The sequence below is a fragment of the Psychrobacillus sp. FSL K6-1464 genome, from assembly GCF_038003145.1.
In the GTDB taxonomy this organism is placed as follows: domain Bacteria; phylum Bacillota; class Bacilli; order Bacillales_A; family Planococcaceae; genus Psychrobacillus; species Psychrobacillus psychrotolerans.
In genome coordinates this window covers 796,684-810,480 of the sequence record NZ_JBBOOP010000001.1, presented here as the reverse complement: position 1 = coordinate 810,480, position 13,797 = coordinate 796,684, and the positions used below count along the sequence as shown (strand labels likewise).

The window sequence follows — 13,797 nt, the reverse complement described above, 5'->3', positions numbered from 1 at the left end:
ATCAGTTCACTCTAACTTGCTTACAACAAATACCGAATCGCTTCACTACCAAATCAGATTCAACATTATCAGCTACAGGAATGAGTAACACAAAATCACTTTCTTCATCTAGGCTAGTTACCTTAATACCAGAACGACTAGTACCATCAATTGTTACAGAACGACGTGCTCGTTCCCAATCATTTATTTGTTTACTAGTCCAGAATGTAAATCCTTGTTCTTTAGCAGTTGTGATTAGTTGAATAATAGCTTCTTTTACTTTTGGTTGGTTGTAAATATGATGTTGATGGAACAGAAAATGCGCCACTCCATTTACGAGTTTTACTCCATTTAAAAATGGTTGAATAACACTCACATCTGATAGTGTGCTGTGATTTAAATCCTGTGTTAAGAAACCAATTTCTAGAACATCATATAATCTATTTTTTTCATCTGCCCAAGCAATCGGAAAATAAGGATGACATGTTCCAAATAAGAACCCAACATTTCCTTTTTTGCTTGGACCCCTAGATTGATCCACTTGTATCCCATTATTTTCACACCAAACGTATAGCTCGCCCCAACCCTCAAAACGTGTATAGTGGTTTTTGTTCGAAACAATATTGGCCGTGCTTGTCGTTTTTTCTAACCACTCTTTTTGAGAGTGGAAAGTTTCTTCGGACCATACCCCGTCTTCCATTTCTAAAGCATTATAATGGAGGGCGATTTCATGGCCATTCTCTTTTATTTGATCGTATATCGATGGGCTATATCCTGGCGCAATCATACACCACGTAGTCTGTACATCTGCAGCCTTCAAAGTATCTAAAGTAATTTGAGCAGATTCATCTACATTTAAATCGCTATCATGGGATATCATTGCCACATGCTCTACACCAGCAGGCCAAAAGTCTAGAAATGGAAGTGTTAGTCCTTTTCCTAGTGCAATTTTTATGAGATGCTCTATTATTACTTCTTTCCAAAGGTCAGCATATGGATGTGGGAAATAAGGCATTCCACTTTCAGTAAACGCTCTATCCAAAACCCAATCGAGTTCAAAGCCGTCCTCTGCTTTTAGGATATCCTCATCTAAATTTGCCGAACCATCCGGTGCTGGTGTCCCATCCTCCACAACAGCTTTCGTTCCTTGCTGTAATCCCACTATTGTTTGAGGAATAGGGATGGACCATCGTTCAATCGTTCCTGTTCCATATTGAATTTTTTGTAGCGCAGATGCTCCCTGCCATGTCTTTGCCTCATCACTTACAGAGCCAAATTCCTTCACTTCTAAATTACCTTTTTGAATCCACGGCTGTGCATCCAGAAAACGCAGAGGGGTAGGTTGGTTTAAAAAAGCAGATAAATCTGCATAACCCTTACTAGATGAAAACATATTAGCAAACCCTAATTTACTTCGAATAGCATCCAATCCGCCATAAGAAACTACCGTTCCACCAGCATGAGCATATGCTAATATTTTTGCGCTAGCCGCTACACTATTACTCGTGTGACCTACGATTAACAGATCAAAGTCATTATACTCATCTATTTCATTTATTTTTTTATAAGGCAGTCTAAAGTGATCTAAAATTTCAAACAAAAAATTCTCAAATACATTGCTGCCATTCGCCCATTTTTTCCCCGCATTAACTTCATCAAAAATAATACCTATATTTGCAACATTCAATGTTTCCCTCACCTTTCAAAATATAAAAATACATATGAATCTTTATATGCACCATACAATTCTCTTTTTTTGTTTTATGGTGTTATTTATAATTAGTTTATTCTATAAAACACCTGTATATGACATGTATTTTTAAGTTAATTATAATCCCTTTTTTTGAGAAATCAATGTTTGTTTTGGTATTTATTTGTCTTTTCTTGGTGTTTTTTTAGTTGTTCCTTTTTGGTCCCTGTGCTGCAAACTATTCCGATAACTCTCATTAAGTAAAAATCGCCCTCAAACTCGGAAGTCTTGAGGGCGATTTTCTTAATTGGTTTATGAAACTAGTATTTATCAAAATTGTTTGTTACACAGGATCATTATTCTTTTGTTCTTTCAAATAAAACTTTTAATTGAGCTGACATCTCATCGATAAACTCGTTTGCTTTGATCGTTTTATTTTCGTTTCCTAAGATGTATCCGTATTCTAATATTTTTTTAAATTCATCATTTAATTCAATTGCTGTCATGTCTTTTCCTCCTAAGGGTCTAAATGGTAATTAGCTACATTTTATATTAAACTCTGGCTAGATTTGTGATTGTCGTTAAAACTTAATAGACTAGTAATATTTTGAAACATCTAATTTGTAAACTTTCTCTACAAAGCTATTTGAACAATATGTTACTTTTTATGAATGTCGAAGTACCCATGGCTCTTCACTACTTTCATTTACCCATAATTAGACCCAATTAACCCACCAAAATTTACATTTTAATAAAAAACATCCCTGTGTAAGAAACAATTCAAAATTGTTTCTTACACAGGGACAAGTCAATCAACGACTTCCTAATAGCTTCCACCGAAAGCCCGGTTGCCTCTAATAATTCTTCATCTGTTCCACAACCAAAAAAATTGTCGGGAACTCCAATTCTGTAAATCTTCCTTGGTAAGCTTTCTGACAATATCTCCGAAACAATACTTCCGAGACCACCACGTTTATAATGCTCTTCCACCGTTACTACTTGACGAACTTTTCTAGCTCCTTCTATTAACAGCTCTTTATCAAATGGTTTTAGGGTTGGGAAATGTTGATGAGCAATCGAAACGTCTTCCATTTGTTTAATAGCCTCGGCAACACGATAAGTAGTACTCCCGGTAGTTACTACTAACATATCCGTACCTTCCGCCAAAGATTTACCTTTTCCAATTTCAAAGTCTTCATCAGGTAAAAAGGAAGGAATCGTTTCATCCCTAGTAAGCCTTAAATACATAGGTCCCACTGTTCTATGCATAGCTTTCATAGCAGCAACCGTTTCCCTAGCATCGCCTGGAGCTATGACAGTCATATTTGGGATTGTCGTCATGATCGCGATATCATCTAAGGAATGATGCGTTTTACCAGTGTTGCTTGTTAGCAATCCGCTATAGCTGCCAACTAGCTTCACATCAAAATTAGTCTGGGCAACACTGACTATAATTTGGTCTAATGCTCTTTTGGTTAAAAAAGTGGCAAAGCTGCACACCCAAGGCTGAAATCCTACCGAAGCTAGACCAGCTGCTACCCCTACCATATTTTGTTCCGCAATCCCCATCTGTAAAAAGGAATCGGCTGTTTCCTTCTCTATAGAATCGAGACGAGTTGAATTTCCAAGATCTCCATCAAGTGCAAGAACTCTAGAATCCGCTTTTGCTAACTTCGCTAATTGCTTTCCAAATTGGTCGCGGACACTTATGGACATTCCGTTAATCCCCCCCTTCTAGTTCAGTTAGCGCTGTAATATACTCCTCATCATTAGGCGCTTTAGAATGCCAAACATAATTATTCTCCATAAAACGAACACCTTTACCCTTTGTCGTATTAGCAATAATTGCTTTAGGTTGACCCTTCCCCCTACCCTTCACCTCGTCCAGCACAGCAACTAAATCTTCTATACTATGTCCATCTACTTCCCATGTTTCAAATCCAAAACTGGCAAACTTCCTTCTTCCGTTACTCTCTGGATTCATTCTGTCATGGCCATTTTTCCAACCATATTGCTGCAGCCCGTTTTGATCCATAATAACAATGAGGTTATCTAACTTATACTTTTCAGCAATATTTGCAGCTTCCCAAACTTGACCTTCCTGCGATTCTCCGTCGCCTATCAAACAATACACATGAAAATCTTTCTTTAACCTTTTCGCACCTATTGCCATACCAACCGCAGCTGATAATCCCTGTCCCAAGGAACCTGTCGACATATCTAACGCATCTAACTTGGTCATATCCGGGTGTGCCTGTAAACGTGACTCGAATTGATCGAAGGTTTTAAGTTCCTCTTCGGAAATGTATCCTCTCAGTGCCAATGTTGCATATAACCCCAATGCCGTGTGCCCCTTTGATAACACAAAGCGGTCTCTATCTTCCCATCTTGGATTAGAAGGATCAATAGATAATTGATGAAAAAATAAACTAACTAAAATATCTGCACAAGATAAGGAACCACCAACATGGCCCTGTTTTTTATAATAAGCAGTAGATAATATCCTTTTTCTCAGCACAGTAGCTGTCAATCTTAGTTGTTCAATCGACTCTATCAATAAAATACCTCTCCTCATAAAATTAGGTAACCTTCTCCCAATCGAAAGAAGGCTACCTTTAATTTTAGTTAAATAGACTTGCAATGTATCCAATAATAATACCGATTACACCAAAATCAGAATCACCAAATGTTGTATTAGCAAAACCAAGTTCTCCTAACACAGGTAGTAAAAACGCTGGCAAGAAGCTGATTAAAACACCATTTACAAATCCACCTGCAGCAGCACCAATTCGACCGCCTGTTGCATTACCAAATACTCCCGCACCCGCTCCAGTAAAGAAATGAGGAACAAGACCAGGAATGATCAGAGGCAATGACAATACACCTAACAACGCCATACTAATAAGCCCTCCAGCAAAACTGAAAAGGAACCCAATCATTACAGCAGTTGGAGCATATGGGAATACTATCGGTATATCTAGTGCAGGTTTTGCCCCCGGAACAAGCTTATCTGCAATACCTTTAAATGCTGGTACGATTTCATTTAGAATCATACGGACTCCGAGTAAAATAATACTTAACCCAGCAGCGAACATAATACCTTGCATAATACTGAACATAATATAGTTTTGGTCTCCAGAGAAATTAGACACCACATCAGAACCTGCTAGAACCGCTAAAATGATGAAAATAGCTACCATTGTTAAAGCAGTAGTGATTAAGGAATCCTTCAAAAATGACCATTTCTCAGAGATTACAATATCCTCAGTAGATTTTGATTTATTGCCAAACCATTTCCCAATAAAGCCGGCAGCAATATAACCAAACGTCCCAAAATGACCAATTGCAATATCGTCATTTCCAGTAACTTGCCTCATAAACGGTTGACCAAGTGCAGGCATCGCTACCATGAAAAACCCTAATAATAAGGAACCTACAATAACCAGAGTAGCTCCATCCATCCCAGTAGTTCCTAACACAGCAGATAACAAAGCTGCCATAAAGAATGTATGATGTCCCGTTAAAAAGATATACTTCCATGGTGTAAAACGGGCAAATAATATATTTGCAATAAATCCAAATCCCATTATAAGTGCTGTTTCCGTACCGAACATTTGCTGAGCGATAGCAACAATCGCTTCATTATTCGGTATTACCCCTTGAATATGGAAAGCTTCATCAATAATTCCACCTAACGAATCTAAAGAACCTACAATGACCCCGGCACCAGCACCCAGTATAAGGAAACCAATAATACTCTTAAGCGTCCCAGACATCACTTTCGTCGCAGCGGCACGCTGAGCAACGAGTCCGATAAATACCATTAAACCAACCAACACAGCAGGAATGCTTAAAATTTCATTCATTAAGAATTCAAAAAAAGCCATACGCTATCCCCCTTATGTGTTTAATACTGACTCCAATGCACCTCTTACTTCATTTAAATCCGCAATATTTTTCACACTAACAACCTTTACTTTTCCCCCCTCCAATTGTTTAGCAAATTCTTCATTAGTGAATATAAAATCTGCATATATACTCGATGCTGTAGTAAAATCGGCAGTCTCTACATCCGCAGTAATACCTTTCTCCTTTAATATTTTTTCAATTGTCATTTTTAACATCATGCTAGATCCAAAACCCATTCCACAAACTGCTAGTATTTTCACGACTCATGCTCCTCTTTTTCATTGAATAAACGAAGAATTTCATCATACCTAGTTGCATTTTTTAAACGCTCAATAGACTTTGCTTGAGAAATCACCTCCGCAATTTTTTGTAAAATGTCAATATGCGACTTACTATTTAAAGCAGCCAAGCCTATTAATACCTTAAACTCTTTGCCGTTTTCAAATGCGATTTCCTCTTTTAAAACGACAACACTAATACCTTCTTTAATCACGCCATCTTCCGGACGTGCATGAGGCATAGCAACACTAGGTGCTATTAGAATATATGGTCCAAGCTCATGTATATTACGAATCATTGCCTCCACATAAGTTGTTCCCACTTTTCCCGTTTGCACAAGTAAATTCCCACAAATACGTACAGCATCCTCCCAATCTTTTGCTGTAATATTAAGCAAAATCGCTTGTTTATCAAGTATTTTACGATTCAATATATTTTCCCCTTTGTTGCTTTTTGTACTATATGCTCGTTCAAGTTTGAACATGATATGCTGTCCCTGTGTAAGAAACAATTTGCAATTGTTTCTTACACAGGGACAGCTTACTATTTAATTTCCATACAAATTAGCCCTCAAGAAGTAAATTCCTGAGGGCTAATTTAATAGAATTATTTCTTACACAGGGACAAAAAAATCAAACTGGTTCTACCACATTGATAGACAAAAGTTCATTTAAATAATTATCTATTTGTCTATGGTAATCCGCTCCATCTACTCCAGAAAGACCGAAATGACCGCAAACACTATTAACTATTTTTAACTCACTGTTTGGAATCATTTTTTGCTCGGCTTCACAAAACTGTAAAAAACATATCTTCGCTAATAGGCATAACAAACACTTTTGCTTTTATTCGCCCAAGTGCTTCTTCTAGACTGTCTCCTGTATTTCGACTGACGTCGCCACGTTGCCATTTCCAACCCATTGTTAGTAATGAACACGAAGTTTTTCTGCGGGATTTTTATTTAATTACCTATTTAGGCGGTGCACTTTTCTTTTTACTATTCCAAGGCGTACCTAATAATGGCAGTGCCCAGCGATCCAATCCGTACCATCCTGCTACTTTCCAAGCAAGTACTAACCAAGTGGCTAAGATGAATAGCAATGGATTAGCACTAAGCGTTCCAGCAAACAGAAAACTGACGTTCATGAGAGCACCGAAAAAGGCTGCGATACCAGTAAGTAAGCCGAACACTAATCCTAATCCTACCAATACTTCTCCAATTGCTACTACGAACGAAAACAACTTGGCATTCGGTAGTACGGTGTTTTCCAAGAAAGTTGCATACCATCCAGCCACATCTGCGCCTTCTTGTGATTTTGCAAGTGCACCCTTCACAAAGCCCGTAATTGCAGCTCCAGCATTTTCCCCTGTCCAAGCATCATTGTTTAATTTTCCCCAACCTGCTGTCAACCATGTATAACCGACATAAAGTCGGATAATTAACCAAATAACCGCAGAACGAGTATCGCTAAATAAGAATCGCGAAACTGGGTTCTCTGGAATATAAACAGTACCTTTGTCTTTCAAATTAATCACTCCTCTATAAAACTATTGTATTATATACCATTGTCCTTATCTACATAGTTATGTGTCTATAGTGTATACAAAACATGAAATTCCTGTTACATAAAATTTAGCCCTGTGCAAGAAACAATTCATAATCGGTTCTTAAACAGGGACATTTCACTATTCTAAAATGGGCTCTACCACATTTATAGCAAGAAGCTCATTTAAATAGTCATCTATTTGGTTATGGTAATCTGCTCCTTCTCCTCCAAAAAGTCCGAAGTGGCCGCAAATACTATTGATCACTTTTAGTTCACTGTTTGGGATTAGTTTTTGCTCTGCTTCACAATCTCTTACAGGGAAAAACATATCTTCGTTAATTGGCATGACGAACACTTTAGCTTTTATGCGCCCAAGTGCTTCTTCCAGGTTGCCTCCTGTATTTCGACTGACGTCGCCTCGTTGCCATTTCCAGCCCATCGTTAGGAGTGAATTAGGATCTAAACTTTGAAATAAAGGCTGTAGAAAACCTTCTGTGAATACTTCTACCGAGTCCACACCGAACAGCTTCCATTTTTCCTGACTATAAAATTCTGTACTAAGTCCAAGCACTGCCCAAATATCTGCATGCCTTTTTAATCCATCTGCCACTTCTAAATGCGTTGAATAGTTTCCACCATTCCAACCTGGATCAGACGTAATTGCATCATTTAATGTTTTCGTAAATAAGAAATCATGCACGGTATTTTTAGCAGTCCCAGCAATTGGCGCTGCTCGTTTGACCATATCCGGATATCGAACTGCCCATTCATACGTTTGTTGAGCACCCATGGATCCACCAACGACTAAAGCAATTTCTTTAATTCCATACTTTTCAGTAATGAATTTATGTTGCGCTCGCACATCGTCCCCAATTCGTACTTTAGGAAAATTCGCCATTGCGATCGGCTCCGGGCTATTATGAGGGGAACTGGAAACGCCATTACCTATTTGATTAATGACAATGATAAAATATTCATTCGGATTTATTGCTCTGTCTACACCAATATAAGTTTCATAATCTTTACTTGTGCCAGAAAACCAAGTAGGTATCACAATCACATTATCTTTTGTACTGTTTAACTCGCCATGCGTGTTATAAGCCAATTTCAAATCTGGTATGATTCCACCCTCTTCTAATTCAAAATCTCCTAAATTATAAACTTCGAAAGGTCCTACATTTTCTTGTGAATAAAAATTATTTGTAATCATTAACCATTTCCGCCCTTCTACTTCAGAATGTAGTTCCAGGTGACTGATTGAATATTGCATATCTATCATAATCATAGATTTGAGGGATATACAAGTCAATGTCTAACATTGTTGGAATATCGAATATACGGTTTAGTGTCTTGTCCCTGTGCAAGAAACTATTCGCAATTGTTTCATGCACAGGGATAATGTTATCTAATTGTTTGCTGCACAGGGACAATATTGCAAAAATCACAGTACGCTTGATTTGTATTTTTATATGGGGATGGTAGATATTCTTTTAGTATATGTGTCTGAAGATATCTTGGGGGCTTTTTACTTTCATTGAAGTAGTAAGGATAAGAACTATACGGATACCATTCTATTCTACCAACGAGCGGTTCCTTTGTATTAATGGGGTTCCGATGGATGTACTTACTAACTGCAAGTAAACCTGGATATGATTTCACTTCTTTTGCAAAATAACGACGCTCATATATTCTACCTACATGGTCATACCTTTTCGAGTAGAAATATGTATACCTCCGATTGATGAGCCCCATGATTTTGCTAAGTGAAGCACTTTCTGTTTTTATCAATAAATGATAGTGGTTTGTCATAAAACAATAGGCTAGCAGATGGAAGGCGTATTGATCGTGGACACGTTCGAAGATTCTCATAAGTTCTAACATATCTCGGTGAGTTCCGAATATTGGCTGTCGATTATTTCCTCGCATAACAACATGGTAGTAAGAATCCGGATTTAAATTTCTTCTTCTAGTCAATGGAATAAAATACCTCACTTTTCATTGAATTGTTTTGTGCACAGGGACAAATTTCGAGGGTAGAGAAAGCAGAGAATGGATAAGAGATTATAGCAGTCTACATTCTTAGTGTAATAAAAAGCGAAATAACTGTCTATAGTTTTCTGAATATTCAACTGCACAGGGACACAAAAAAACACACCCTCCAGAGAAAACCTAGAGAGTGTGCATACTACAGTTAAATATCAGAATTGTGTGCTACACAGGGTCACTTAATAGAATACTTCCCAAAACCATCCGTACCTTCACCTACATACTTAATATTGCCGTCAGCAGGGATTACTTTTTCTGCTTGTTTAGAGGATTCGAATACGATTGTTGCGTTACCTGGTAGTGCTGCGAATTTCCAGTTGCCGTCAGCAGATGGATCGATTGTTTTCTCTGCAAGAATGTAGTCGATAATTGTTTGACGGTTTTCATCTGGGTAGATTTCAATTGCTGTTGCATTTCGTACGCCTGGGAATGTTCCATTTGCACGGTAGTTATTTGTTGCAACGATGAATTCTTGTTTTAAGTCAATTGGTTTACCATCGTATTGTAAATTTGTAATACGTGATGATTTGTCATTTACTAGATTTCCATCTGCATCGTATTTTGCTGGTTTCGTCACATCAATTTCGTAGGTTACCCCATCAATTACGTCATAGTTGTATGAGCGGAAGTCTGTATTGATCAGCTGTTGGTCGCCAGTTTTGGTTGCATCAATTTGGTTAAATTGACCCGCAGACATTTCCAACCATTCTTTAACATCTGCTCCAGTTACTTTAACCGTTGCTACAGTGTTGTCGTATAAATATAAGTCAGCTACGTTTTTAATTGCTAGCTCGCCTTTTGGTACATATGTGTAGTACTCAGGATCGCTTCTTGTTCCTGCTTTAAATGGCGCACCTGCTGAAAGGACTGGCAATTTCTCATTAGCTGTACCTTTTAGTTTAGCTTTTACGTACTGCGTTTGCGCATTTGTTACGATTTGAATCGATGGATCATCTTGTACTTGTGAGAAGTAACTATGAATATCAGCTGTAGTTGTTCCTACGGCTTGACGTACATATTTAATCGTTCCTTCATGTGCTTCTTTTACAGCGTCTACAACTGTTTTATCAACATCCGTTGAATCTTTAGCGATAGTGCGAACTTCCGCTTTAGATTGTTTTACTTCCCATTCGTTACCTTTTTTCACTAGATCTAGATCGATTACACCTAAATGACTACCGAATTTACCAGGCATAACAACTGGAATACCATTAATAGTGCCGTTTTCGATATCCACATTAGTTAAAGATGCATCCACTTTACCAGGGAATACTTGGTGCGCATGTCCTGTAATAATAGCATCAACGTCTTTAACTTTCGTCAGAAGATACGTAACATCCTCTTCGCCAACCTCATGCTTGGTATCTCCAAGACCTGAATGGGAAAGAACTACAATTACGTCTGCTCCTGCTTTTTTCATCTCAGGAACAATTGCTTCTACTGCTTGTACTGAATCGTCTACCTTTACTTTTCCTTCTAAGTGAGACTTGTCCCATTTTAGAATTTGAGGTGGTACGATACCTGTTACTCCAACTTGAATAATAGATTTCTTCCCTTTAGAGTCAACTACTTCTTTGTCAATTAACACATATGGCTCATAAGCTAATTTACCCGTTGCTGCATCACGAACATTTGCATTTACATATGGGAAATTGGCATCATCCATTACTTCATCTAAATAGTCCAAACCGTAGTTAAACTCATGGTTTCCGAATGTAGCACCATCATATTGAAGTAGTTCCATTGCCGTTACAGATGGATGTTCTTCCCCATCTACTAATTTATCTACAGCTTGCTTGTACGAACCGAGTGGAGTTCCTTGAATTGCATCTCCGTTATCGAAAAGTAACGAATTGCTATTTTCTGAACGAGCATTCTTAATAAGCGTAGCAGTTTTTGCAAGGCCTAAACTATTAGAATCAGTATCCTTATAGTAGTCATAGTTTACGATGTTCGTATGAATGTCAGAAGTTCCTAAGATTCTTAACGAAACAGTAGATGGAGACTTTTTATATTCTGTCAAGAAGCGTTTTAATATATTATTCATTTCATGTTTACTAACAATATTAGAAGGTCTTACAGTTTTATCTGGATATCCATTTAAGAATCCTAATCCAATTGCCTTTGCAATTTCACTATGATTGGATACCTTAATTTTATTTTTATCTGTAAATTTGTTTAACAAATTCTCCGAAAAAGTTTTATCTGTTTCAATAGCTCTTGTTGCAATAATAAATGCATGCTCACGAGTTAGCTTTTCATCTGGAGCGAAAACAGTCGCAGACTTTCCAGTTATAAGCTTTAACTCCAGCGCTTTCTCAATGTAGGGCTTTAACGAATCAGGAACATCATTAAATTTAACGGATTTACCAGTACCTAACTCTATACCCATAGCGTCGATCATTGTTTTTACATAATCACCACGTGTAACATCTGGACTTTTTGCCGCAGAAGCATAGTCAACATTCGCAAATCCCCCTACTGTAAGCGATAACGCAAGTGCTGATGCTGAAACTTTTTTCCACATAAAATAATTTCCTTCTTTCTCAACTTGGAATATTAAACCAACACAATTGTAACAAAGATAATAAGTAAATAGTGTAATTAATTCGTAAATTTAAAAAACTACTATTACGTTAATAGGCAGAAGTATATTTGAAACATTAGGTTTATGTGGTGATTAGGTGTAATTATGTGAGGAATTGCAAAATTTCTGGGGAGAACATAGAAAAAAACCGATTCCCAAAGAAAGGAATCGGTTTTAAGCTACTTTACAATGTACGGAGAAGCAATATACCCAGTTACACTTTTTCCATTTATAACTGTTTGGACTGGATACCAAACAAAATGATTAGTAGAATTTTTGTTTTCATCAAATACCGGTGAACCTATGATAGTTACTACAGAACCTTTTGTAATCGAGGTCAGTGGCGACTGAGTACTTGGTGAACTGCGAAGACCTGATCCATTGTATTTTACTTTATCTCCATTTCCATACTCCTCAGTAGTAAGGGTGCTTGAAGTTAATGGATATGATTTCTTAACAAATTCTATATTGTTTGTTTCCTCCGCGTAAATAAAGTCTTCTTTTTTGAAATCTAACAAGTCAATACTCGTTTCTAATAATCCATTTTTCTCCATAGTTTGATAGACTCGTTCTTGATATGCGTTTGTATTTCTTTTTCCGGTTGCCTGATAGACCGGACTATTGACTGCTTTCGTCCCATTGTATGCCATTATCGCAAAATACCATCCCTCTAAATCTTCTGGTTTAGCATTCTCTATTTTTGGCAAACTGCTTCTTTTATAATTTTTTCCAAGCATATCGATAGCAGTATCAATATTATATACTAAATCATATTTTATACGTTCCACGTCATAACCTGCTGTACTCGTAATTTGCATTAACCCAATACCGCCATCGCTACTTATAATTGGCTCACCATTAGATTGGAAATGAATCCATCCATTACTCTCTACGGAAGCTATCCCCTTAACGATTTCCGCTGGAATTGGCACTTCAGCATTTCTAGCTGCAGTTGTAAGCAAGCAGTTCATCGTTTGACGATCTGGGTTTGATTTAATATTTGGATCATATCCACAGGTATCTGCCGTCAAACGTAAATCATCATTCAACGCTCTTGCCAAAAACCCAGCAAAATGTGCACGAGTTACTGAATTGTTCGGTCTAAACTCCCCATTCGCATAGCCACTAACTACTCCAAATGCAGTGGCTTTTCGAATATCCGAATATGCAGAAGAATTCAGGGGGACATCCGCAAATGGTAGTGCCTCTTCCTCCATCTCAAATGCGCGTGCGATAAAACTAGCCATCTGACCTCTTGTTACATAATTATTCGGTTTAAAAGTTCCATCAGGATATCCGTTAATAATACCTGCATCAGCTGCAGATTGAATAGCACCAGATGCATGGTAATCATCCCCTACATCAGTAAAAATAGTATTCTTAGCCGTTAAGTTCAAGTTCAAAGCTCGAGCTACCATTAATGCAGCTTGGCTTCTCGTCACAAAATTACTTGGCTTGTAATGATCTGCATCCACACCATTTACAATGCCCTCGTCATATAGGTAATTGATATGCTTATAAAATGGATGACTCGTTTGCACATCTTGGAATCCTGCGGCTTGAACAATAGATGAAAATCCTAACACTAATATAAAGCTTAAAATCAACATTAACTTCTTCATATACTTCCCCTCCTAATCTATCAGTCTACAAGAAGTCTCTCATCATTAACAACGCATTTCAACCTAATAGGTTACACAAAGTTTTATATTTTGGCCAAATAGCGTAAAATACTTATCCTTTTTACCTACTATTATCCC

At 37.5% G+C, this 13,797-nt stretch carries 13 protein-coding genes; all 13 read right to left on the bottom strand.

Going from position 1 to position 13,797, the window contains the following annotated elements:
• Position 1 precedes the first annotated feature (1 nt).
• Entirely contained in the window at positions 2–1,666 is a 1,665-nt protein-coding gene (locus tag MKX39_RS03920; protein ID WP_340768412.1) for a hypothetical protein, read from the bottom strand.
• Between the two features lie 359 nt (positions 1,667–2,025).
• Positions 2,026–2,175: a hypothetical protein gene (locus MKX39_RS03915; RefSeq protein WP_340768410.1), complete on the bottom strand. Its 150-nt coding sequence runs from the start codon at positions 2,173–2,175 to the stop codon at positions 2,026–2,028.
• A 274-nt stretch (positions 2,176–2,449) separates the two neighbouring features.
• Positions 2,450–3,385 (bottom strand): transketolase family protein, encoded by a 936-nt coding sequence (locus MKX39_RS03910; RefSeq protein ID WP_340768409.1) that lies wholly within the window; start codon positions 3,383–3,385, stop codon positions 2,450–2,452.
• Between the two features lie 4 nt (positions 3,386–3,389).
• On the bottom strand, positions 3,390–4,226 hold the full coding sequence (locus MKX39_RS03905; protein ID WP_340768408.1) for a transketolase: 837 nt from the start codon (positions 4,224–4,226) through the stop codon (positions 3,390–3,392).
• Positions 4,227–4,290: 64 nt separating this feature from the next.
• Complete coding sequence (locus MKX39_RS03900) at positions 4,291–5,556, bottom strand: PTS ascorbate transporter subunit IIC (protein WP_340768406.1); 1,266 nt, start codon at positions 5,554–5,556, stop codon at positions 4,291–4,293.
• Between the two features lie 12 nt (positions 5,557–5,568).
• Complete coding sequence (locus MKX39_RS03895; RefSeq protein WP_093537172.1) at positions 5,569–5,838, bottom strand: PTS sugar transporter subunit IIB; 270 nt, start codon at positions 5,836–5,838, stop codon at positions 5,569–5,571.
• On the bottom strand, positions 5,835–6,287 hold the full coding sequence (locus MKX39_RS03890; RefSeq protein WP_340768404.1) for a PTS sugar transporter subunit IIA: 453 nt from the start codon (positions 6,285–6,287) through the stop codon (positions 5,835–5,837). Before MKX39_RS03890 ends, MKX39_RS03895 begins: the two co-directional genes overlap by 4 nt.
• Before the next feature lie 202 nt (positions 6,288–6,489).
• On the bottom strand, positions 6,490–6,633 hold the full coding sequence (locus MKX39_RS03885; protein ID WP_340768402.1) for a hypothetical protein: 144 nt from the start codon (positions 6,631–6,633) through the stop codon (positions 6,490–6,492).
• 193 nt (positions 6,634–6,826) lie between these two features.
• Positions 6,827–7,384 (bottom strand): DoxX family protein, encoded by a 558-nt coding sequence (locus MKX39_RS03880; protein ID WP_419958056.1) that lies wholly within the window; start codon positions 7,382–7,384, stop codon positions 6,827–6,829.
• Between the two features lie 159 nt (positions 7,385–7,543).
• A complete protein-coding gene (locus MKX39_RS03875; protein ID WP_340768401.1) occupies positions 7,544–8,614 on the bottom strand; it encodes an alpha/beta fold hydrolase in 1,071 nt (356 codons plus the stop codon).
• Positions 8,615–8,805: 191 nt separating this feature from the next.
• On the bottom strand, positions 8,806–9,378 hold the full coding sequence (locus MKX39_RS03870; protein ID WP_340768400.1) for a transposase: 573 nt from the start codon (positions 9,376–9,378) through the stop codon (positions 8,806–8,808).
• Positions 9,379–9,625: 247 nt separating this feature from the next.
• Complete coding sequence (locus tag MKX39_RS03865; protein ID WP_340768399.1) at positions 9,626–11,977, bottom strand: bifunctional 2',3'-cyclic-nucleotide 2'-phosphodiesterase/3'-nucleotidase; 2,352 nt, start codon at positions 11,975–11,977, stop codon at positions 9,626–9,628.
• 239 nt (positions 11,978–12,216) lie between these two features.
• Complete coding sequence (locus MKX39_RS03860) at positions 12,217–13,659, bottom strand: S-layer homology domain-containing protein (protein ID WP_340768397.1); 1,443 nt, start codon at positions 13,657–13,659, stop codon at positions 12,217–12,219.
• Between the last annotated feature and the right edge of the window lie 138 nt (positions 13,660–13,797).